Raw genomic sequence first — 22,469 nt, 5'->3', positions numbered from 1 at the left:
ATGTGAACCTTAAGGCAAAACTTTTAAAAGTTCGACATCAAAGATTAAGGTGCTGTTCGGCTCAATCGCATCGCCCGAACCGATCTCACCATAGGCCAAATCAGCAGGAATAAAGAAGCGGTATTTAGCACCTTCCTTCATGAGTTGTAAGCCTTCAGTCCAACCCGGAATGACTTGACTCACTTGGAATTCAACCGCTTGATTACGCGCGATCGAACTATCGAATACCGTCCCATCGATCAAACGCCCTTCATAATGAACTTTCACTTTTGACGTCGCTTTAGGCGTTTTGCCTTGACCTTGCTGAATCACTTGATATTGCAGACCTGTTGGTCGTGTGACGATACCTGCTTTCTTGGCATTCTCTTGTAAAAACTGCTGCCCAGATTTTAAATTTTCTGCAGCCAATTTTTGAAATTCGATCAGCTGTTTGGATTCACTCTGCTTTTTGTATTTGGTTAAAGCCTGCGCCATTTCTTGATCGGTTAAACTCGATTTTTGACCTGTTGAGCCTTGTTTCAATCCTTCAATAAAGGCATCCAAGTTAATATCTTTCAATGTATCCGCATTAGTGCGTCCCATCACATAGCCATAGCTATATCCGAGCTGATCTTTCTCAGTACTTTTATTGCTTATGTTTGCCGCAAATGAGGCAGAGCTGAGGATCAGCAGACTACTTAATATAGAGATTTTTTTCATCATTCAAATCCAAAAAAGGAGAGCTGAGGGCTCTCCTTTTGATTAACTTATTTGACTTCGATTAATTCAACATCAAAAATGAGCGTGCTGTTTGGTGGAATAGTACCAGGAACACCCTGTTCACCATAAGCCAGATTTGATGGAATATATAAGGTTGCTTTACCGCCTTCCTTCATCAATTGTAGGCCTTCGGTCCAACCAGGGATGACCTGATTCAACGGAAATTCAATCGGTTCACCACGTTCAACCGAGCTATCAAAGACTTTGCCATCAAGTAATTTACCGGTGTAATGCACTTTAACCACAGAGTTTGCAGCAGGTTGTTTTCCTGTACCTTCTTTGCTGACGAGATACTGCAAACCAGAAGTAGTTGTTTTAACATTCGGTTTTTTTGCATTTTCAGCAAGGAAGCTATTGCTTTGTGCATTGGCAGCTTTAGAGTCTTCGACTTTCTTTTCTTCTAATTCTTTTTGTAAAGCCACATAAGCAGTTTGTAGTTCTTCATCGGTATAGGCACGTTCTTTTTTAGCATGCGCTTCACGGACACCGACAATAAACGGATCAATGGCAACTTCAGGAGGAGTTTGGCTGGCAACTTCATAACCCAGTGCATAACTGATTTTATCAATCGGTTTTGCATCAGCAGTCATGCTAGAAACTGTCGCAGATGTTGGATATTGACTTGCATAATAAACAGGGACGAGCGCAGCACCGCCTAAAACGACAGCAACAGCGATGGGTAAAGCTTTACTCATGAGATTTCCAATTTTTTTCAATTATATGTGCGACATTCTAAAATCGCGGAACCGAAACAGCATAGCGTCAATTCACTTTCAGCGATATAGAATTTCAATGAAATCAACAAAATTTCACAAATATACAGTGCGTGAAAGGCATAAAAAAAGCCTGAATAGATCAGGCTTTTATTCGACAATAATTAATCATTGTCTTTCGAAGCTTTATACGCATAAGCATAGTTATAGCCATATCCGTAACCATAACCGCCAGCACTACGTTGAATGTCATTTAGAATAAAGCCATTCACTTTAACACCGGCTTGTTCAAAACGATTGACTGTGATTTCGAGTTCTTTCATTTGTGTCTTCGCATAGCGAGCAATGACCAGATTTACACCTGCATATTGCGAAATGATAATACCGTCAGTCACTGCAAGTACAGGTGGCGTATCAATGATCACATGATCAAACTGTGTTGCAAGCTGTTCAAGCAACTGTTTGAATTTTTCAGAACTCAACATCTCAGATGGATTGCTCGGACTCTTACCACGGGTGATCACACTTAAACCAGCGACTTCAGTGTCTCGAATAATATTTTGTAGAGAGTGCTGATCTGTCATGTAATCAGTCAAACCTGGCTGTGTTTCAATATTGAAATATTTGTGTAGATAACCACGACGTAAGTCAGCATCAATAATCAAAACACGTTTGTCGGCTTGCGCCAATATTGTTGCTAAATTGGTTGAAATAAATGATTTACCCACTTCAGGTGCAGGACCAGAAATCATAATCACATTATTTCGAGCTGAACTCAGCGCAAAATGAATCGCCGTGCGCATACTGCGTAAACTTTCAATCGCAATATCATCGCTATTCTTAATCGCCAGAATTGGGATTTTCTTATGCTTTTTCAGCATCTTAATTCGGCTTTCTTGTACTGACGAACGCGGTACTGTTGCATACACTGGCAGATCCAATTCATTTTCAATTTGACTTGAGTCTTTAATGCCTGAGCGCATCATATTACGTAACAGCGCCAGAAGTGTCCCGAGGAAACCACCAAGGAAGATCGACAAAATTAGGATCTGTAATTTTTTAGGTTTAATCGGTTCAATCGGCTCTACAGCAGTATCAACAATACGAACATTGCCAATTTCCCCTGCTTTCGCAATACGAAGTTGTTGGTACGAATTGAGCAAAGCTGTATATAACTGTTGTTTGACTTCAACTTCGCGGAATAACTGTAGATAGCGACGTTGCAAGTCAGGGAGTTGTTTTAATGTGCCATCCAATTCATTAATTTTTTTATTGATCGCACCAAGTTGAGCGTTCATTTGTTGCATGATTGGATGTTCATTGGTGTATTTCGCACCCGCTTCAGCGACTTTTTGCTCAAGTTCTGCTTTTTGTGTTTCTAAGGCAACACTTTGCGTTAAATACAATTCAGATTCTTTGGTTACATCAACCGTATTAAAGCCTTGACGGAATTTGTTAAATTCACGTTCGGCGACATCAAGTTGTTGTTTTAGTTCTGGGAGTTGTTCATCCAAGAATTTCAACGTTTGCGCAGTTTCGGCAGAGCGACGTTCTACATTTTGCTGACTATACGCATTTAAAATCGTATTCAGGACTTTTGTAATATGCTCTTTATCTTGACCTTGATAGTTTAATCCTAAAACACCAGTCATTTTCCCTTTTTCAGCCACAGAATAGTTGGCCAAAAGTGATTTCATTGCAGCAGGCAAAGACTGTTTAGTTATGATATAGCGGTCATTTAATTGATCTTGTGTGCGAATCTCAACTTTCCATACGCCATCACGCGTAGAGATTTGATTGAGTTGGTTTATTGAACCTTTCAGGACCACTTCTTCGGTTTTTATATCCGTAAGGGTAAATTGTTTCTCAGTAAAATTAAGTTCTAATGCACGGTCACGAAATTTTTGAGGAACATGGAAATGGGGAATAGCAAAAGATTTTTCGTCATCGTTAAAAATCACAGATTGACGTGAATAACTGGTCGAATAGTCATGTGGTGAAAATAAACGATCAAAGAAAGAGTTTTGCGTACCAGACACTCTAAGATCTAAATTTAAACTCTCAATCACTGAACCGAGGACTAATCGAGATTTCAAGATTTCAATTTCTGCTTGAGCTGGCTGTTTCTGCTCAATCATGCTTGAAAGATCACCCAAAAGCGCAGTTGAAGTCCCTTTATTTTCTTCAACTTGGACTAAAGCATCGACAGCGTAGGTATCCGGCGTTGTACGCAAGTAGAGTAGGGCACAGACCAAACTCAGAATTACACACAGGGCAATCAATTTCCATTGTGAGATTAATGAAAAAAATAATTCTTTTAAATCAATTGTATCTTCGGTATTCGCGGTTTGACTCATAATCTTTATTCAAAATATTAAAGGTGTTTTTTCCAATCAGCGATACAATCCTGAATCAACTGACAGGTGTCATTAAAGAATGCTTGATCGTGTTGGTAAGGATCCGCAATATTTTTTTCGCGCCAGTGACCCAAGCGAAAAGTTTTTCCTTTTGCGTAGGGCCATGTTTGTTCGATATGCTTCTGTTGATTCTGGCTCATGACAAGAATCAAATCCGCATTTTTGACCAATTCAGCATTCAGTTTGCGCGCCACATGATCTTGCATATTTATACCGAAATTTTGCATACATTGTAATGCTTTATCATCTGCAGGATGGCCAACTAGACCAGAAATACCAGCAGAATGAATTTTTCGATCAGGGTATGCATCTTTTAGGAAATATTCTGCCATGGGACTTCGACAGATATTTCCAATACAGACAACTAAGATATTTTTAAAATTCATCAATTCCCCAAACGATCTAAATTATATAAAGCATTGGAGAAAGGAATCACCTGGTTAACCACACGTTGCCAGCGCGTTAGACCGGTTGCATCAACATAGACGATATCATTACTTTGCATTTTAAACTGATTGGCGAGGCCAAAATTGGCAATGCTAGATAGATCCATATGGAAGATTTCAGTCATCGGAGAGTCTGCTTGACTTCTGACGACGTAAATCTTACTACTGCTTGCAGACAATGGATTCAGGCCTAAACTTTCCCCAATCACATCACTTAAAGTCATGCCCTGATCACGCATCGGCAGGGACTGGTTTTTACCTGACTCACCCATGACATAGATTTTTTGATTTTCGCGCGAGTTGACGTAAATCGTATCGTTGGCTTGAACCAAAAGATTGTGTAGTGAAAACCCTGCTTTCTCCAGCTCAATCGAATTTAAATTATAAGTTTGACCATTGCGAACGAGGCTAATCGATGTATTTGCACCAAATTGTGTATTGACACCACCGGCTAAACCAAGCGCAGTATAGATACTGGTGGGTTGGTCATTCAGTGAATATTGACCACCTTTCATGACATTGCCTTGTACTGAATAGCGTTGACCTTGGTAAGACAAAACGCGGGCGATGACATCTGGGGTTTTTAAATAGCGGGCAAGTAATTGTCGAAGTTCTTGATTGACTTGATCTAAACTTTTGCCAGCCGCCTTGTAACGTCCAATGATCGGAAATTGAATATAGCCACGAGAATCGATTTGATAGCCGTTGGATTTAATGGCTTCTTCATTACTAATGGTGTTGGTGGGTGGTGTAATTTCTGGATATGCCCATAGATAAATGGATAATACGTCACCAGCACTGAGTAGATATTGTTTTTGATTTTGTACAAACAAATGTCCCAAATCTTGGTGAACATTGACTTGTGCAGGTTGAACAGCAAAAAGGGACTCTTGAGTGAGTTTGATGACATTGACTTGAGTCCCCAAATCCGTCTGAAAAACACCTTCTTCAGGTAAGTCATAGGTTTGAAGACCTGAAGTTACAGCGCAACCTGTAAAACTTAAGCTGAGTGCTAATAATAAACTATAGCGGTAGTAACTCACTCGAATTCCTATCATTTTTTAATTAGTAGAATATTTAAAATAGATTCAAAAATCTAAGCTGATATTTGTTGAGCTATATTATAGGAATAAACCTATAACGCCTAGCGTCAATATGAATATAAAACCTTTTTTTGTTGCTTGATTGTGATAAAGATCATGGAATTATGTAATGAATTTTTTCAATTATGCTTATTTTACATCAATATTTAATTGGGGATCTGTTATATTAGGCGCCGTTAAATTGATATTAAATACTATAAGGTATAACGGATGCTGAATGTATCGAATTTAAAAATAGCAGTGATTGGTTTAGGTTATGTGGGCTTACCACTTGCAGTTGAATTTGGGAAAAAAGTACCTGTAGTCGGTTTTGATATTCATCAAAAACGTATCGATGAACTTAAAAGTGGTCAAGACCATACTCTAGAAGTATCATCAGAAGAATTAGCACAATCTACTCATTTAAGTTATACCGCAAACTTAGAAGACCTAAAACAATGTAATTTTTTTATTGTCACGGTACCAACACCGATTGATGAGTTTAAGCAACCTGATTTAAGCCCACTGGTAAAAGCATCACAGAGTATTGGTCAAGTACTGAAAAAAGGTGATGTTGTCGTTTATGAATCAACGGTTTATCCTGGTGCAACTGAAGAAAGTTGTATTCCTGTCTTAGAAAAAGTCTCTGGTCTGAAATTTAATCAAGACTTCTTTGCGGGATATAGCCCTGAACGTATTAACCCAGGGGATAAACTGCACCGTGTAACCAATATTTTAAAAATCACCTCAGGTTCTACCCCTGACGTAGCTGACTTTGTAGATCAAGTTTACAACTTAATTATTGAAGCAGGTACGCATAAAGCCGAAAGTATCAAGGTTGCAGAAGCGGCCAAAGTGATTGAAAACACCCAGCGTGATGTAAACATTGCTTTAATTAATGAACTGGCAGTGATCTTTAATAAGATGGGAATTGATACCGAAGCGGTGTTAAAAGCTGCAGGTACGAAGTGGAATTTCTTACCATTCCGTCCTGGTTTAGTGGGTGGTCACTGTATTGGTGTAGACCCGTACTACCTTACTCATAAAGCCCAAGCCATTGGTTACCACCCAGAAATTATTTTGGCGGGTCGTCGTTTAAACGACGGTATGGGTGCTTATGTCGTCACTCAGCTAGTTAAAGGTATGATTAAGAAAAAAATTCAAGTCGAAGGTGCTAAAGTTTTAGTGCTTGGTTTGAGTTTTAAAGAAAACTGTCCAGATATTCGTAATACTAAAATTATTGATATTGTGCATGAATTGCAAGAATACCATATTCAAGCCGATGTCTATGATCCTTGGGTAGATGTAACTGAAGCAGAGCACGAATATAGCATCACTCCAGTACAGCAGTTACAACAGGGTCAATATGATGCTGTGATTTTAGCAGTTGCACATGAGCAGTTTAAGGCGATGGGTGCTGCACAAATTCGTGCATTAGGTAAAGCTGAACATATTTTATATGACTTAAAATATGTACTTGACCAGTCTGAGTCTGACATCCGTTTATAATTTTTTAAGTAAGGAATATAAAGAATGAGCCGATATGAAATTGTATGTGAGCAATTACAACAAAATCCTAAAACTTGGTTAGTGACAGGGGTTGCTGGTTTTATTGGCTCTAATCTTTTGGAAACCTTATTGAAACTCAATCAAACTGTTGTGGGTTTGGATAACTTTGCAACAGGGCACCAACATAATTTAGACGAAGTACAAAGCTTGGTGACTGCTGAGCAATGGAAGAAGTTTAGCTTTATACAAGGTGATATTCGTGAGTTTGCAGACTGTCAAAAAGCCTGCCAAGGTGTGGACTATGTGTTACACCAAGCAGCCCTTGGTTCTGTACCGCGTTCAATTGCCGATCCAATCACCACCAATGCCACCAATATTAGTGGTTTTTTAAATATGCTGACCGCAGCACGTGATGCACAAGTTTCAAGTTTTACTTATGCAGCCAGTAGTTCAACTTATGGTGATCATCCTGCTTTACCTAAAGTAGAAGAAAATATTGGTAATCCTTTATCGCCATATGCAGTGACCAAGTATGTAAATGAATTGTATGCCGATGTATTTGCCCGTAGTTACGGTTTTAAGGCCATTGGTTTACGTTATTTTAATGTATTTGGTCAGCGCCAAGATCCAAATGGTGCCTATGCTGCCGTGATTCCAAAATGGACAGCAGCTATGATTGCGGGTGATGATGTATTTATTAATGGCGATGGTGAAACCAGCCGTGATTTCTGTTTTATTGATAATACGGTACAAGCCAATATTTTAGCGGCAACAGCGCAAGATGAAGCTAAAAACCAAGTCTATAATGTAGCTGTAGGTGACCGCACTACGTTAAATGATTTATTTAATGCCATTAAAGCATCATTAAATGCAAATGGTGTGACGTATTCAAAACAACCTGTATATCGTGACTTTAGAGCAGGTGATGTACGTCATTCTCAAGCAAGTATTGAAAAGATTAAAAACCATCTTGGATATAATCCTAAGTTTGTCATTTCACAGGGTATTCAAAGAACAATGTCTTGGTATGTTGAGGTTCTCTTTGAACAAGAAAAATGAATTTCAATTGATAAAAAATAATTTTTTATCTTTTGGCTTAATTAGAATATTTGATTATATTTTCCCTCTTATGCTCTTACCTTTAATGGTAAGAGTATTGGGCATAGAAAATTATGGGGCATATGTAATTGCTGGTTCAATTGTAGCAATTGCAAGAATATTTATATCTTTTGGATTTGACCTAACAGGATCTAAAGATTTAGCACTTGCAAGAGAAGACCGTAAGAAAGTTATAGAATACTTTAATAGTATTCAATACGTTAAGGTTTTGATATTTTTTATATTAAGTTTACTATTATTATCAGGAATTTTATTAACGACAGTTTTTGATTTTAAAGTTGAATATTGGTTATTTATATTTCTTTTTATTGCTGTCTTTGGAGATGAGGTTTTATATTCAAATTGGTTTTACTATGGAATGCAAAAAGCAAAAGAATTAGCACTATTTAAAATTTCTCAAAGGTTTTTATTGTTATTGGTGGTATTTAGTGTTTCTTTGTTAGATGTTGTTGAGAAATTTAAAACAATCGTTTTTTTTGAAATGATTTTAGCTTTAGTTTTTGGCACGCTATCATTTTTAACATTGGTTAAGAATAATAAATTAAAAATATCAATTCCTGAAACAAAAATGGTATTTGCTTCTATTAAAAATGGATATCATGTTTTTTTGTCTAATATTTCTGTTTATATGTATTCGTCTTTAAATATTCTCATTATAGGGGGAGTGCTTGGGGTGAAGTTCTCAGGAATTTATGCAATATGTGAGAAAATATATATGGCTGTACGCTCTGCATTAGAGCCATTTACACAAGCAGTTTATCCTTACCTAAATAGATTATATAGTAGTGATAAAAATGGCTTTTTTAAAACCGCTAATAAAATTATTTTAGTGTATTTTTTAATTTTAATTTCTGCCGCATTATTTATTAATGTCTTTAAGGGGAAAATATTATTTTTGGTGACAAACACTAATGATTTAATCGCAGAAAATATTTTAGTTTTGTTTTCAATTGCGTTGCCACTTGCTTTAGGTGGTATGTTATCTAAATTGCTCATAGTTCAAAATAAATCGAACTATTTGTTTCGAATCACTTTTATGGCAATGTGTTTAAACCTAATAATTATCTACCCATTTGTTAAATATATTGGCATATATGGAGCAGTTTTTTCTTTCCTTCTAGTACAAGCTTTTCAGTTGTTTTTACAATTTAAGTTTTATTTTCAAGCAGGTAAATATAATGTTTAGAAAAATATATTTAAGAATTGCTTATTATTTTTTGTCAAATCATAAGTTTGCAAAGTTATCTGGTGTGGTAATGGGTAAAAACTGCAAAATTGGAACAAAAAAATTAGGAAGTGAGCCATATTTGATAACCATAGGTGATGATTTCTATACATCCAGTAATATCCAATTTATAACACATGATGGTTCAGTGAACGTTTTAAGAAACTCATATCCTGAGCATAAAACTGCTGATCTATTTGGCAGAATTAAAATAGGTAATAATGTTTTTATAGGTTATGGTTGTACAATACTTCCTGGAAGCATTATTGGAGATAATGTAATTGTTGGAGCTAATACAGTTGTAAAGGGTTTTTTAAAAAGTAATTCAGTATATGCAGGTGTTCCTGCTAGATATATCTGTAGCTTAGATGAATATAAACAAAAAATCCAAAGCAAGTTAGTTCCGACGAAAGGAATGAGTGCTGAGGATAAAATGAATTATATTAAAAAAAATATAATTTGATCTTGTTAGCTTGAATTTGAAGTGAAAAGTAAGTGAAAAAAGTTGTACATGTAATTATTGGATTAAATGTTGGGGGCGCTGAACTAATGCTAAAAAGACTAGTTTTACATAGCCAACAGAAGGGGGAATTTTATCACGAGGTAATTTCCTTAACGGATTTGGGTTTAATAGGCAAAAATTTAAGAGAAGCAGGCATTTGTGTATATACGTTAAATATGTCATCTGTATTATCTCTTTTTTCAATATATTTTTCTTTAAGAAAATTACTGAAAGAGATAAAACCTGATATCGTTCAAACTTGGATGTATCATGCAGATTTTATTGGTGGAATTGCAGCAAAAAGTTTGGGAATAAAAAAAATAGTATGGGGCATACGTACGACTGATGTGAGCCAGGGGGGATTAAAACTAACGATTATATTGCGTAGTATTTGTGCAAAGCTTTCATACAGCGTACCCACTGATATCGTCTGTGCTGCACATGTTTCTAAAGATGTTCATATTAAAGTTGGTTATGATGCAAGTAAAATGCATGTAATTCCAAATGGGTTTGAGTTGGATAAATTGGTCGCTACAGAAGAAGATCGGGAGAGAGTTCGCCAAGAATTTAATATTCCTAAAGAAGCTATTGTAATAGGTTCAGTCGGTCGTTTTAATGTTGTTAAAAACCAAAAAATATTTATAGAAACAGCTAAGCATTTAGTAAGTTTATATCCAAATTTAATTTTTATGTTGGTGGGTAGAGGCAATACTTCAGAAAATAATGAACTTATGGCTTGGCTGAATGAAAATAACATAGCTGACAATTTTAGGTTATTAGGGCAAAGAGCTGATATACCAGCTTGTTTAAAAGCAATGGATTTATTTTGTTTACATTCAAAAACAGAAGGGTTTCCTAATGTTCTTGGAGAGGCTATGGCACTAGGTATACTTTGTGTAGCAACAAATGTAGGGGATGTTGAATTTTTACTTGAACAACAAGATATAGTAAAAAAATATAATAGCCTTGCAATTGCAGAAAAAATACAGAGCACTCTACAAAAAACACCTGAGGAGATTAAGGAAAAAGTTCTAATACATAAGCAGAAAATTAATAATTTTGGTATGAAACAAGTATTAGACAAATTTGAACAGGTCTATGAATAATTATGTTAAGCATTCAGTACGTTTTTTTTGTAGTGGGAGCTATTTTCTGTATAGGCTTAATTAGTTTTCAGAAAAGATTTTTCGATTTTCTATCTATTTATGTAATTGTACTGTTTTTATACACTTCACCTTTATTTTTTGGTGTGGTGATAGATGTGTATACATTAGAATTTGTTGCAGCTAATCCAGACATATACATTGCCATGGGATGTGTTTATTATGTGACTTGCTTGTTTTTAATTAAAAATAATAACTATCCAAAATATAATTATGAAATATCAAAAATAGATGAAAAGCTTTATTTAAATATACTACTCCTAGTTTCTATTTTAGGTTTTTTATTACATTTACCTTCGATTTTAATTTCATCATCTAAAGTTGAGTTATTGGAAAATTCAAATATTTTTTACTCCATTATTTATAGTACTTTCCCTGTTGTTGGTTTTTTATTAGCACTTAAAGTTAAAAATAAAAAATATATAATTTTATATTCGTTTCTATTGGTAGTGCTTTTTACTTTTGGTACGCGTAGATCTATTGCTTTAGCTGTTATGTGCTCATTTATTATTCTTATGCAATATAAGCCGCTTAGGCTGGTTGAAAAGTATACTTATATTTTCTGGGGTATTGTTTCTTTAATTTTAGTGGTATTAAGTAAAACTTTATATGGCTCTATTTTAAATAGTGGAGTTATAAATGGCTTTTCGAATTGGTTTAATAATTTTGAAATCAAATTTCTTCTAACTGGTAGTGAGTTTATTGGGCGTAGTAGTTTGCTAAATGCTGTCTTAGATAATGATTTTAAAACTGATAAGTGGATGTACTTTTATTCATTTTTAGCAATACTTCCCATTCCTCTTAGTTTTTTTGATTATTCATCTTCATATTTTAATGATATGTTTCAACCTGTACTGTTTCCAGGTATTCATTATGGAATGGCATATAACCCTTGGGCAGAAGTTTATTCAGCATTTGGGCTTATAGGCGTAATTGTATTAGCAGGTAGTGTTCCTTTTGTTTTAAATTATTTATGGAGGGTTTATTGCCGTTCTAATGTAGTCCTTTCTGTTATTATCTTATTTATTGGTGCAATTTTAGCTTTTTGGTTGCAAAGAAACTCGCTCGCTACCATTTTGGCATATATTAGGAATGTAATATATCCACTTATCCTTGTTTATTTTTTTGTTGAAATATTAAAAGCTATAGTGGTGAAACGGAAAAAATGATATGAGATTTTTATTAATAGCTAGCTCACCTACTTCAGTTTTAAATTTTAGATCAAAACTTTTAGAGATTATTGGCCGTCTTGATCATGAAGTGCATGTTGTTATTCCGTTTACGGAATCATTTTATGAGCAAAAAGAAAAATTAAATGAGTTAGGGTTTTATGTACATAAGCTATCTATGCAGCGTACAGGTATTAATCCTTTTTATGATATACAAACTCTTGTACAATTGTTCTTTATTATAAATAAGGTGAAGCCTAATACAGTTTTATCCTACACAATTAAACCTGTAATTTATGGTTCTATAGCTGCAAAAATTGCTGGTGTTAAAAATATCTACTCACTTATTACAGGTCTGGGATATGCTTTTATTAGTTTAGAAAATCCTAATCATAAATTAACAAGTTTACAGAAAGTTGTGTTTAATTTATATAAAATGGCATTATTCTGTTCCAATAAGGTGATTTTTCAAAATTCAGATGATGCTGAACTATTTGAAAAAATGAATTTAGTAAATAATAAAAAGATTAATATTGTGAATGGGTCTGGAGTAGATTTAAGTCATTACAATTATGATTTAACTATTTTAGAAGAATATGCTCCTGAGCAACCTATTAAGTTTTTAATGTTAGGTCGTATTATTGGTGATAAAGGTATACGTGAGTATGTCGCTGCAGCCACAGAGTTAAAGAAAAAATATAGCACTAAAGTTATTTTTCAATTGGGTGGAGGGTTAGATACGAATCCAACTGCAATAAAAAAAGAAGAATTAGAAGAATGGATTAGTAAAGGTATTATTGAGTATTTGGGTAAACTTACAGATGTTAGACCGGCGATTACAAATAGTCATATATTTATATTACCTTCATATAGAGAAGGTACTTCAAGATCAATTTTAGAGGCTATGTCTATTGGTAGACCTATCATAACAACTAATGTTGCTGGCTGTAGGCAGTTAGTTGAAGTTGGGCGTAATGGATATTTAGCAGAAGCTAAATCTGTAGATAGCTTGGTTGAAGCTATCGAAAAAATTTTAAAACTATCTTCTAGTGATTTAGTAGATATGGGTGCTTTTTCACGTAAAATAGTAGAAGAGAGATATGATGTTCATAAAGTAAATGAACATATGCTAGCTATTATGGATATTAAGTAAGATGTATAGAGTATTTGGTAAGAGGCTCTTAGACTTAGTGGTAGCGTCAATAGGTTTTATTGTGCTTACTCCTATATTTTTATTAGTGCTCATCTTACTTTTTATTGCAAATAAAGGTTCTCCCTTCTTTTTCCAAAAAAGACCAGGCAAAGATGAAAAAATATTTAGTATTATTAAGTTTAAAACAATGAATGATGCTAAAGATGGACAAGGTAATCTATTGTCAGATGCAGAACGTCTAACAAAAATAGGTGCTTTCATCCGTAGAACATCTTTAGATGAAATACCTCAACTTATTAATGTGATTAAAGGTGATATGTCGTTAATAGGTCCTCGCCCTCTACTAGTTTCTTATTTAGATTTATATGATGATTTTGAAAAACAGAGACACAAGGTAAGACCAGGTATCACAGGATGGGCTCAGGTGAATGGACGTAATGCAATTGACTGGGAAACTAAATTTAAATTAGATGTCTACTATGTTGAAAATTTATCATTATGGCTAGACATTAAAATTATATTTAAAACGATTAAGAATGTCTTGCTGTCTAAAGATATTAGTATACAACCAGTGAAAAAATTAGTAGATGAAAAGCGAGAGAAAAATGAAAGTTCAAAAAATAAATGAACAACATTTAGAAGCTAGATTTCAATGGTTAAATAATCCAAAAATATATAATCATATGAATATGAAATTTCCTATTTCATTTGCTGAAGTTAAAGATTGGTATAATCGTATTTACAATAAAAATGATAGAGTTGATCTGGTTTTTTCAGAAAATAATCAAATTGTAGCTATGACAGGTATAACAGCTATAAATAGTGTAGATGGAATAGCTGAATTTTATATAATGGTATCTCCTGACTACCAATCTAAAGGTTATGGTGAAAAGTCCACAATATACACAATTAATCATGCTTTTTTGAATTTTAATATTCATAAAATTTATCTTTATACCAATAACTTTAATGAGAAAGCTAATGGTCTATATGAGAAATTGGGTTTTTCTTTAGAAGGTGTATTGAAAAAACATAAATTTAAAGATGGTGAGCATATTGATCGTTGTATATATGGTCTTTTAAAAGATGATTGGAAAAATAGTGTAAACTATTCAAAAGATATATTATTAGAGTTTTAATAAGATGAATATTTTATTTACTTGTGCTGGTCGTCGAAATTATTTAATTAATTATTGTAAACAAGCACTAAATGGTAAAGGCAAAGTTTTAGCAACAGATATGAGCCAACTAGCACCCGCTATGTCAGATGCTGATATTAGTTTAGTTGTTCCATCTATTTATAGTGAAGACTATATTCCAAAGCTGTATGAGATTGTAAAAGATTACCAAGTTACTGCGATTGTTTCTTTGAATGATTTGGAGCTGCCGCTGTTAGCTCAACACAAAGAAGAATTTTCTAATATTGGTGCGGAAGTCATTGTATCTGATTCATCCGTTATTGATATTTGTTTTGATAAAGTCAAAACTCGAGATTTTTTAGAATCCATCAACTTAAAAACACCATTAACGTACACCTGTTATAGCGATGCACTCGTTGCGATTAGAAATGGGGAATTGAAATTTCCTTTAGTTCTTAAGCCACGTTGGGGGAGTGCTTCGATTGGTATTGAGTTTCCAGAAAGTGTCGAAGAGTTTGAAATAGCTTATAAACTGTTAAACATTAAGTTAAAGAAGACGATCTTATTTGAAGCAAGTAAAGAAGATATCAATGCTGCTATTCTAATTCAGCAAAAATTAGATGGCCCAGAATATGGTATGGATATTGTGAATGATCTAGAAGGAAACTATTTCACTACAGTTGTACGCAAAAAAATATCTATGCGTGCTGGTGAAACTGATAAAGCAATTTCTGTTATTGATGCAAAGTTTTCCGAAATTGGACAAAGAATTGCAGAACACCTCAAACATATAGGTAATTTAGATTGTGATGTTTTCGAACATAACAATGAATTATATGTTTTAGAATTAAATCCACGCTTTGGTGGTGGTTATCCATTCTCACATGAAGCGGGTATGAATACCATCCAAGCTTATTTAAGTTGGTTAAATGGTGAAAAAATGGATAAATCTTTTAGCTCATATGAAGCTAATCTCGTATTTTCTAAATGCGATCGTCTTATCCGTATTTAAATTTAAGGTAATTAGAAATGTTAAACACAGCATTTGAACCATGGCCAAGCTTTAGTCAACAAGAAGCACATGCTGTATCGCAAGTCTTACTCTCGAATAAAGTCAATTATTGGACGGGGCAAGAATGCCGTGAGTTTGAAAAAGAGTTTGCACAATTTGCTGAGACTCAATATGCAGTGGCACTTGCAAACGGTACCGTCGCGCTCGATGTTGCTTTAAAAGCATTAGGCCTCGGGGCAGGGGATGATGTGATTGTGACTTCACGTACGTTCTTAGCATCTGCGAGCTCTATTGTGACAGCTGGTGCAAATCCAATTTTTGCCGATGTTGAGCTAGATTCACAAAATATCTCACGCCGCACCATTGAAGCAGTACTCACCCCAAATACGAAAGCCATTATTTGTGTGCACTTGGCAGGTTGGATGTGTGATATGGATCCAATTATGCAATTAGCTCAGGAGAAAGGTCTTTTCGTGATTGAGGACTGCGCACAGGCGCATGGTGCGAAGTACAAAGGTAAATCTGCGGGTTCAATCGGGCATATTGGTGCTTGGTCATTCTGCCAAGATAAAATCATGACCACAGGTGGCGAAGGTGGCATGGTGACGACCAATGATGAAGCGCTTTGGAAAAAAATGTGGTCATATAAAGACCACGGTAAAAACTTCGATAGTATTTACAACAAACAACACCCACCAGGTTTCCGTTGGTTACATGATTCATTTGGCACCAACTGGCGTATGATGGAGATGCAAGCGGTCATTGGTCGTCTACAGTTAAAGCAAATGCCACAATGGACTGCAAAACGTACGGCAAATATGCAAAAAATTTATAGTGCTTTTGCCAACAGTCCTTACTTTACTGTGCATCAGCCCTCAGAAGACTATCTACATGCAGCCTATAAGTGCTATGTACAAGTCAATCTCGATGTTCTACCTGAAGGATGGTCACGTGATCGAATTATGCAGGAGATCAATACACTGGGTGTGCCGTGCTTTAGTGGTTCATGTTCTGAGGTGTATTTGGAGCATGCATTTGATGATACACCGTGGCGCCCTGAGACTCGATTAGAAAATGCGAAGAAGCTAGGTGAAACGAGCTTAATGTTCTTGGTACATCCAACCTTGAGTGAGGATAGTATGGCCAAAACAGTAAATGCGATTAAAGACGTGATTAAAAAAATATCGGGATAAAAGTGATATTGTAATATCTAAATTTGAAGGAATGGAGGGATATTCTCAATACCCCTCCTAAATAGCGATCATATAGAGTGATAAGATCTAGACTGTGAAATCAACGATTATAAATTTAGCATCAGCGCCAAGGGGGACCAAACAACTTTTTCTAGTCTGTTTGGATTTTTTAGTATTTCCAATTCTGATTTGGCTGTGTTACGCCATTCGCCAATTTGACTTGGGTGCTGAAGTTGTGCCGAATCTGTCTTTTGGTTCTCTTTGGGTATCTTTGATTGCAGTTTGTGCACTCGGTTTAGCGCGCATTTACAGTTTTATTGTGAGAGCCTTTAACGAAGCCTTCATTTTTCAGTTAGGTTTAGCGACGACACTCACGGTATTGGCGCTTTATGCACTCGCTTACTTCACTCATGCATTTATTCCGACCTCAATTCCGTTGATGTTTGGGTTTATGATGTTTGCATGGATTTGGCTCAGTCGAGGGATCATTAGAGCTCTAGTCAAATATGTATTACATGCAGATATTCCGCGTAAAAGAATTGCGATTTATGGAGCTGGTTTTGCGGGGCAACAAGTCGCAGCTATGCTGAACAATTCTGATGAACACTTACCTGTGCTATTTTTAGATGATGATATTACACTTGCCGCGAAGAATATTGGTGGATTAAAAGTCTATCATGCAGCGGATGCACAAAAAGTGCTGAACAAGCATCAAGTTAATGAAATTTTGATTGCTTTGCCTTCGGTGGGGCGTCAACGTAAAACAGAAATTATTAAAAATTTAGAACCCGCACATTTAAAAATTACTGAGATTCCAGGCTTAACAAAATTGGTTGATGGTGAAATACGACTGTCGGATATTCAAGAAGTCGATATTATCGACTTGCTCGGTCGTGATCCTGTGCCTCCTATCGCCCATTTACTTTCAAAAAATATCACCAATAAAATTGTGATGGTTACTGGTGCGGGTGGATCGATTGGGTCTGAACTGTGTCGTCAAATTATCAAAAACCAACCTAAGCTGTTGGTGTTATATGAACTGACAGAATTTGCACTGTATAGCATCGATAAAGAATTACGCCAAAAAACAGAGTTAACTATTATTCCGATTCTCGGTACGGTTCTAGATCAGCAGAAGCTCGAGCGTGTCATCGCACAATATCAAGTACAAACTGTTTATCATGCAGCAGCTTACAAACATGTCCCTTTGGTAGAATGTAATCCGATTGCAGGTGTAAAAAATAATGCAGTCGGTACGGCCTTTAGTCTAAATGCTGCTGTACGAAATCAAGTGGAAACATTTGTGCTAATTTCAACGGATAAAGCGGTTCGCCCAACCAATGTGATGGGGGCAACTAAGCGTATGGCAGAGCTGTATTGTCAAGCGATGGCAGAGGCTCAAGATCATACTCAGGTGAGTATCGTGCGTTTTGGCAATGTGCTCGGTTCATCGGGTTCAGTTGTTCCGCTTTTCAAGCAACAGATTGCGAAGGGTGGTCCAATTACAGTGACGCATCCTGATGTTACGCGATACTTTATGACCATTCCAGAAGCTTCTCAATTGGTGATTCAAGCCGGTGCTTTAGGTGAGGGTGGAGACGTATTCTTGTTGGATATGGGGGAGCCAGTCCGTATCCAAGATTTGGCGCGACAAATGATTTCACTCAGTGGATTAACCGTCCGTGAAGAAGGATCACAAACAGGTGATATTGCGATTCAGTATTCTGGTTTACGTCCGGGTGAAAAACTATATGAAGAACTATTGATCGATCAAGAGGATACACAGATTACCGAGCATAGTCGGATTCTAAGATCATTTGAAAAATCGTATCCGTTGGATGAAATTTTACCCATATTTGACCGTTTCTATGATTTAACCGCAACACATGAGGATGTTGATTGGGTGTTGTCTCAACTAGAATACTATGTAGATGGATATCAACGCGGTGCCGAAATTCGCGTTAACTAAAATAATTGCAAATTGACATTTGCAATTATCAAAATTTTGAAGAGTTGTATTATGTCAATTAAGAAAGCAATTTTGCCTGTAGCCGGTCTTGGTACACGTTTTTTACCCGCTAGCAAGTCGATCCCTAAAGAAATGGTCACTGTGGTTGATCGTCCTGCGATTGAATATGTGGTCAAAGAAGCGATTGCTGCGGGCATTGAACAAATTATTTTAGTCACTCACGCTTCAAAAGGATCGATTGAAAATTATTTTGATCGTAGTTTTGAGCTGGAAACGACCTTAGAACAAAAAAAGAAATTTGATTTACTCAAAGAAATTACCGAAATTTTGCCCGCGCATGTGAGCGTGATCAGTGTGCGTCAGCCACAACCTTTAGGTTTAGGACATGCCGTACTCTGTGCAAAAGATGTAGTAGGTGATGATGATTTTGCAGTGCTACTCCCTGATGTGTTAGTAAAAGATACAGCTGAAACCAATGACTTGAGCTTGATGATTCAGCGTTATAACGAATCAAAAGCATCACAAATTATGGTTGAAGCTGTCCCTGACCAGATGGTCGATCAATATGGAATTGTGGATGTTGCTGAGTCACCGCTTGAGGGACAAAGTATCCAAATGCAAGGGATTGTAGAAAAACCTGCAGTGGGTACAGCACCATCGAACTTATCTGTGGTAGGACGTTATATTTTGCCTGCGAAAATCATGCAATTGCTTGAACAAACACCAAAAGGTGCGGGCAATGAAATCCAACTCACCGATGCGATCGCGATGCTTCAACAAACAGACGTGGTAGAAGCCTATCGTATGAAGGGTCAAACTTTTGATTGTGGAAGTAAGTTGGGTTATTTAAAAGCGGTATTGCATTACGGTATGGATCACCCAAGTTTAGGTGAAGCTTTCAAAGTCATGATTAAAGACTTAAAACTTTAAAACGAGTATCGCTATGAATATTGCAGTATTTGGTCAGACCTTGTATGCAGGGGTTATGGCAGCATTGTTGGCTGAATATGGCCATCAAGTCTTCTGGTGTGATCTTTTAAAAAAAACAGCATCGGAACAGGTATATGCTCAAGATCAATCTGTACAACAGCTGCTTGAGAAATTACATCAGTCTGGTGCAATAAAATACTGCACATTTGCAGCGATTCCCTTTGATGTGGATGCCTATTTTTTTAGTTTTAATCCGACTGAGCAATTGCAAGGCATTCAAATACTCAAAGCGCTCAAACAACGCACAATCAGTCATCCTAAATTAATGATTAATGCATCCACATTGGGTTTACATGGAACCCAAAAGTTTGCTGAATTGTTGCCTGAAGATGATTGGGTGTATGTACCAGATGTAATCCAAGAGGGCAATGCATTACGTAGCCTGACTCAAACCTCACAACTGGTCGTTGGTTGTGAGAGTGATCGTGCTAAGCGTGTATTACAAGAGTTATTACGACCGCTCTTTCCACGTGAGCAACAGTATTTATTTATGCCAATGTTAGATGCGGAATTTACCAAGTTAAGCGTATCTGGCATGCTGGCGACCAGAATCAGTTATATCAATGATTTAGCTGTTGTCGCTGAGAAGTTAGGCATTGATATCGAGCATGTACGCCAAGGCTTGGCGGCAGATAGTCGTATTGGTCCTTCTTATTTATACCCAAGTGCAGGGTTTGGCGGGGAAAATTTCTCTCATGATGTACAGACATTGGCCAGTACTGTTTCTGGTACCGGGGTTAAGAGTCAGCTCTTAGCACAAGTCTGGGAGATTAATGAACAACAAAAGGAAATCCTCTTTCGAAAATTATGGAATCATTTTCAAGGGGATCTTAAGGGCAAAGTCGTGACGATTTGGGGGGCTTCTTTTAAAGAAAATACGGCTAGTATTCAACAATCCCCGATTCATGCCATGTTAAAAGCTTTATGGGCACAAGGGGTGATCGTGAAACTTCATGATCCACAAGCCTTGAGTGAAATTGAAAAGGTATATGGTCAGCGCGATGATTTAATTTATTGCCAAGATCAATATGAAGCAGTAAATGATGCGCATGCGCTTTGTATCCTCACAGCCTGGAAACAGTATTGGTGTCCAAACTATCAAATCCTTAAGAAAACTATGCAACATGCTTTAATTCTAGACGGTCGTAATATTTTAAATCCTGAATATTTGAAGTCGCAGGGCTTTGCTTATAAAGGAGTAGGGCGTTAATGGAACAGCCAAATCAGGAATATAATTCAGTCGCTGTTGAACAAGCGCTTTCTAATCTAGAGCTTTTAAAAAAACAAATTACTCGTCAGCATTTACGTGATTTTTTTCAGCAAGATTCTAATCGCTTTCAAAATTGTGCGATTCATTTCGAGCCACTCATTTTTGATTATAGTAAGCAGCGTGTTGATCGCTCTGTGGTTAATGCTTTAGTTGATCTGGCCCAAAGCTGTGACTTAGCGGGTTGGATTAAGCGCTTATTTTCTGAAGAGCGGATCAACTACACCGAAAGTCGAGCCGCCATGCATTGGGCATTACGCTTGCCGCAAGATCATGCTGAACATTCACAGATCGCCAATCAAGTACATCAGCAACTTGATCGTATGTATGCTTTGGTTGAGAAGATACATATGGGTCAGTATCGTGGTGCATCAGGTGAAGTGATTCAAGATGTTGTCAATATTGGGGTGGGGGGATCGGATCTGGGTCCACTGATGGTCAGCCATGCGCTATCAGATTTTAAGAAAACCACTCAAAAACCATTGAATGTGCATTTCGTATCGACCATGGATGGAAGTCAGCTGTCTGACTTGCTGCATAAATTGCGTCCTGAAACGACGCTGTTTATTATTTCTTCCAAGTCATTTGGCACCATTGATACCTTATCCAACGCACAAACGGCGCGCTTGTGGCTTGAAAAAGCATTGGGTGAAGAGCTTACCATTTTAAAACACCATTTTATTGGGGTGTCAACCAAGCCTGAGAAAATGACCGAATGGGGAATTTCCCTTGAAAATCAACTGCTCCTTTGGGATTGGGTGGGTGGTCGTTATTCATTATGGTCATGTATTGGTTTGCCTATTGCATTAAGTATTGGCGTGGAGGGGTTCAAGCAACTGCTCGCAGGGGCTTATGCGATTGACCAGCATTTTCAAAGCACCGATTTTTCACACAATCTTCCGGTGTTGATGGGATTACTGGGAATATGGAATATTAACTTTCTAGCAATGAAAACCCATGCAGTTTTACCCTACGATGGACGACTTAAATATTTTGCTGCGTATTTGCAACAATTGGAAATGGAGTCCAACGGTAAATCTGTGCAACGCAATGGTGAGAAAACTACGTCAGATACCTGCCCGATTGTATGGGGTGAAGTCGGCCCTAATGCGCAGCATGCTTTTTATCAGTTACTGCATCAGGGTACACAGGCGGTTAGTAGTGACTTTATAGCACCCATTGAACGTTATAACGGTGACCAATATACCTATGTGGATAATGCCGAGGCACTCAAGCAACAGCATTATCTCGCGTTATCCAATTGTTTAGCTCAGTCACGATTATTAGCTTTTGGCAATGATGCTTTAAATCCTCAAGAGCTTGAGGGTTTACCGCTCTATAAACAATATGAAGGTAATCAGCCCAGCACGACAATATTGATGGATGAGCTCAATCCTTACAGTTTGGGTATGTTGATTGCTTTGTACGAGCATAAAGTGTTTGTGCAATCTGTCATTTGGAATATTAATCCTTTTGACCAATGGGGGGTTGAAAAGGGTAAAGAAATTGCCAATCAACTCTTGCCGATTCTAAATGGTGAACAAAACGATTTGTCTAAGCTTGATGCGTCGACACAAGGTTTAATACAAATATTGATAGGCAAAGATAAAGTCTAAAGTTTTAGTGATGGGTCGTGCAGGTT

20 protein-coding genes are annotated in these 22,469 nt (G+C 36.7%); 15 read left to right on the top strand and 5 right to left on the bottom strand.

What is annotated here, in order from left to right:
* Nucleotides 1–9 precede the first annotated feature (9 nt).
* The 5 genes from bamJ (AC1M9H_RS11900) to AC1M9H_RS11880 form a co-directional block, all read right to left on the bottom strand.
* Complete coding sequence (gene bamJ, locus AC1M9H_RS11900) at nucleotides 10–699, bottom strand: BamJ family beta-barrel-assembly machinery protein (protein ID WP_035267761.1); 690 nt, start codon at nucleotides 697–699, stop codon at nucleotides 10–12.
* Nucleotides 700–746: 47 nt separating this feature from the next.
* Entirely contained in the window at nucleotides 747–1,454 is a 708-nt protein-coding gene (gene bamJ / locus AC1M9H_RS11895) for a BamJ family beta-barrel-assembly machinery protein (protein ID WP_481613475.1), read from the bottom strand.
* Nucleotides 1,455–1,636: 182 nt separating this feature from the next.
* The gene (locus tag AC1M9H_RS11890; protein WP_481613474.1) at nucleotides 1,637–3,829 is read right to left on the bottom strand and encodes a polysaccharide biosynthesis tyrosine autokinase; all 2,193 of its coding nucleotides are present in this window, start codon (nucleotides 3,827–3,829) and stop codon (nucleotides 1,637–1,639) included.
* 17 nt (nucleotides 3,830–3,846) lie between these two features.
* Nucleotides 3,847–4,275, bottom strand: a complete 429-nt coding sequence (locus AC1M9H_RS11885; RefSeq protein ID WP_092767959.1) for a low molecular weight protein-tyrosine-phosphatase — start codon at nucleotides 4,273–4,275, stop codon at nucleotides 3,847–3,849.
* The gene (locus tag AC1M9H_RS11880) at nucleotides 4,275–5,378 is read right to left on the bottom strand and encodes a polysaccharide biosynthesis/export family protein (RefSeq protein WP_481613473.1); all 1,104 of its coding nucleotides are present in this window, start codon (nucleotides 5,376–5,378) and stop codon (nucleotides 4,275–4,277) included. The genes AC1M9H_RS11885 and AC1M9H_RS11880 overlap by 1 nt, the downstream gene beginning before the upstream one ends.
* A 270-nt stretch (nucleotides 5,379–5,648) precedes the next feature.
* Between AC1M9H_RS11880 and tviB the strand changes: the two genes are divergently transcribed.
* The 15 genes from tviB (at nucleotide 5,649) to pgi (ending at nucleotide 22,443) form a co-directional block, all read left to right on the top strand.
* Nucleotides 5,649–6,926, top strand: coding sequence for a Vi polysaccharide biosynthesis UDP-N-acetylglucosamine C-6 dehydrogenase TviB (gene tviB, locus AC1M9H_RS11875; protein ID WP_481613472.1), 1,278 nt, complete (start codon nucleotides 5,649–5,651; stop codon nucleotides 6,924–6,926).
* Nucleotides 6,927–6,950: 24 nt separating this feature from the next.
* Nucleotides 6,951–7,985 (top strand): NAD-dependent epimerase/dehydratase family protein, encoded by a 1,035-nt coding sequence (locus AC1M9H_RS11870; protein ID WP_481613471.1) that lies wholly within the window; start codon nucleotides 6,951–6,953, stop codon nucleotides 7,983–7,985.
* Nucleotides 7,969–9,231, top strand: a complete 1,263-nt coding sequence (locus AC1M9H_RS11865) for an oligosaccharide flippase family protein (RefSeq protein WP_481613470.1) — start codon at nucleotides 7,969–7,971, stop codon at nucleotides 9,229–9,231. Before AC1M9H_RS11870 ends, AC1M9H_RS11865 begins: the two co-directional genes overlap by 17 nt.
* Nucleotides 9,224–9,733 (top strand): acyltransferase, encoded by a 510-nt coding sequence (locus tag AC1M9H_RS11860; protein WP_481613469.1) that lies wholly within the window; start codon nucleotides 9,224–9,226, stop codon nucleotides 9,731–9,733. Before AC1M9H_RS11865 ends, AC1M9H_RS11860 begins: the two co-directional genes overlap by 8 nt.
* 32 nt (nucleotides 9,734–9,765) lie before the next feature.
* Nucleotides 9,766–10,878 carry a glycosyltransferase family 4 protein gene (locus AC1M9H_RS11855; protein ID WP_481613468.1) on the top strand — a complete coding sequence of 371 codons (1,113 nt, stop codon included), beginning with the start codon at nucleotides 9,766–9,768 and terminating at the stop codon, nucleotides 10,876–10,878.
* 2 nt (nucleotides 10,879–10,880) lie between these two features.
* Nucleotides 10,881–12,104 carry an O-antigen polymerase gene (locus AC1M9H_RS11850; protein ID WP_481613467.1) on the top strand — a complete coding sequence of 408 codons (1,224 nt, stop codon included), beginning with the start codon at nucleotides 10,881–10,883 and terminating at the stop codon, nucleotides 12,102–12,104.
* Between the two features lies 1 nt (nucleotide 12,105).
* Nucleotides 12,106–13,257: a glycosyltransferase family 4 protein gene (locus AC1M9H_RS11845; RefSeq protein WP_481613466.1), complete on the top strand. Its 1,152-nt coding sequence runs from the start codon at nucleotides 12,106–12,108 to the stop codon at nucleotides 13,255–13,257.
* 1 nt (nucleotide 13,258) lies between these two features.
* Complete coding sequence (locus AC1M9H_RS11840; protein WP_481613465.1) at nucleotides 13,259–13,885, top strand: sugar transferase; 627 nt, start codon at nucleotides 13,259–13,261, stop codon at nucleotides 13,883–13,885.
* Entirely contained in the window at nucleotides 13,863–14,396 is a 534-nt protein-coding gene (locus tag AC1M9H_RS11835; RefSeq protein WP_481613464.1) for a GNAT family N-acetyltransferase, read from the top strand. The genes AC1M9H_RS11840 and AC1M9H_RS11835 overlap by 23 nt, the downstream gene beginning before the upstream one ends.
* Before the next feature lie 4 nt (nucleotides 14,397–14,400).
* Nucleotides 14,401–15,408, top strand: a complete 1,008-nt coding sequence (locus AC1M9H_RS11830) for an ATP-grasp domain-containing protein (RefSeq protein ID WP_481613463.1) — start codon at nucleotides 14,401–14,403, stop codon at nucleotides 15,406–15,408.
* 17 nt (nucleotides 15,409–15,425) lie between these two features.
* A complete protein-coding gene (locus AC1M9H_RS11825) occupies nucleotides 15,426–16,601 on the top strand; it encodes a DegT/DnrJ/EryC1/StrS family aminotransferase (protein WP_481613462.1) in 1,176 nt (391 codons plus the stop codon).
* Between the two features lie 94 nt (nucleotides 16,602–16,695).
* Nucleotides 16,696–18,570: a polysaccharide biosynthesis protein gene (locus AC1M9H_RS11820; RefSeq protein WP_481613461.1), complete on the top strand. Its 1,875-nt coding sequence runs from the start codon at nucleotides 16,696–16,698 to the stop codon at nucleotides 18,568–18,570.
* A 51-nt stretch (nucleotides 18,571–18,621) separates the two neighbouring features.
* Nucleotides 18,622–19,500, top strand: coding sequence for a UTP--glucose-1-phosphate uridylyltransferase GalU (gene galU, locus AC1M9H_RS11815; protein ID WP_481613460.1), 879 nt, complete (start codon nucleotides 18,622–18,624; stop codon nucleotides 19,498–19,500).
* Nucleotides 19,501–19,513: 13 nt separating this feature from the next.
* Nucleotides 19,514–20,770 (top strand): nucleotide sugar dehydrogenase, encoded by a 1,257-nt coding sequence (locus tag AC1M9H_RS11810; RefSeq protein ID WP_481613459.1) that lies wholly within the window; start codon nucleotides 19,514–19,516, stop codon nucleotides 20,768–20,770.
* Nucleotides 20,770–22,443, top strand: a complete 1,674-nt coding sequence (pgi, locus tag AC1M9H_RS11805; protein WP_481613458.1) for a glucose-6-phosphate isomerase — start codon at nucleotides 20,770–20,772, stop codon at nucleotides 22,441–22,443. Before AC1M9H_RS11810 ends, pgi begins: the two co-directional genes overlap by 1 nt.
* The last annotated feature ends 26 nt before the right edge of the window (nucleotides 22,444–22,469 follow it).

Source organism: Acinetobacter sp. ANC_7512, from assembly GCF_056779935.1.
Note: the sequence above shows the minus strand (reverse complement) of the source record. Positions and strands in the feature narration are given on the sequence as shown.

What these genes read in the sequence shown, in the direction of transcription:
- AC1M9H_RS11870 (WP_481613471.1), top strand. Translation starts at nt 6,951, where the DNA reads ATGAGCCGATATGAAATTGTATGTGAGCAATTACAACAAAATCCTAAA.
- bamJ (WP_035267761.1), bottom strand. Translation starts at nt 699, where the DNA reads ATGAAAAAAATCTCTATATTAAGTAGTCTGCTGATCCTCAGCTCTGCC.
- bamJ (WP_481613475.1), bottom strand. Translation starts at nt 1,454, where the DNA reads ATGAGTAAAGCTTTACCCATCGCTGTTGCTGTCGTTTTAGGCGGTGCT.
- AC1M9H_RS11810 (WP_481613459.1), top strand. Translation starts at nt 19,514, where the DNA reads ATGAATATTGCAGTATTTGGTCAGACCTTGTATGCAGGGGTTATGGCA.
- pgi (WP_481613458.1), top strand. Translation starts at nt 20,770, where the DNA reads ATGGAACAGCCAAATCAGGAATATAATTCAGTCGCTGTTGAACAAGCG.
- AC1M9H_RS11835 (WP_481613464.1), top strand. Translation starts at nt 13,863, where the DNA reads ATGAAAGTTCAAAAAATAAATGAACAACATTTAGAAGCTAGATTTCAA.
- AC1M9H_RS11830 (WP_481613463.1), top strand. Translation starts at nt 14,401, where the DNA reads ATGAATATTTTATTTACTTGTGCTGGTCGTCGAAATTATTTAATTAAT.
- AC1M9H_RS11825 (WP_481613462.1), top strand. Translation starts at nt 15,426, where the DNA reads ATGTTAAACACAGCATTTGAACCATGGCCAAGCTTTAGTCAACAAGAA.
- AC1M9H_RS11850 (WP_481613467.1), top strand. Translation starts at nt 10,881, where the DNA reads ATGTTAAGCATTCAGTACGTTTTTTTTGTAGTGGGAGCTATTTTCTGT.
- AC1M9H_RS11885 (WP_092767959.1), bottom strand. Translation starts at nt 4,275, where the DNA reads ATGAATTTTAAAAATATCTTAGTTGTCTGTATTGGAAATATCTGTCGA.
- AC1M9H_RS11845 (WP_481613466.1), top strand. Translation starts at nt 12,106, where the DNA reads ATGAGATTTTTATTAATAGCTAGCTCACCTACTTCAGTTTTAAATTTT.
- AC1M9H_RS11890 (WP_481613474.1), bottom strand. Translation starts at nt 3,829, where the DNA reads ATGAGTCAAACCGCGAATACCGAAGATACAATTGATTTAAAAGAATTA.
- galU (WP_481613460.1), top strand. Translation starts at nt 18,622, where the DNA reads ATGTCAATTAAGAAAGCAATTTTGCCTGTAGCCGGTCTTGGTACACGT.
- AC1M9H_RS11840 (WP_481613465.1), top strand. Translation starts at nt 13,259, where the DNA reads ATGTATAGAGTATTTGGTAAGAGGCTCTTAGACTTAGTGGTAGCGTCA.
- AC1M9H_RS11860 (WP_481613469.1), top strand. Translation starts at nt 9,224, where the DNA reads ATGTTTAGAAAAATATATTTAAGAATTGCTTATTATTTTTTGTCAAAT.
- tviB (WP_481613472.1), top strand. Translation starts at nt 5,649, where the DNA reads ATGCTGAATGTATCGAATTTAAAAATAGCAGTGATTGGTTTAGGTTAT.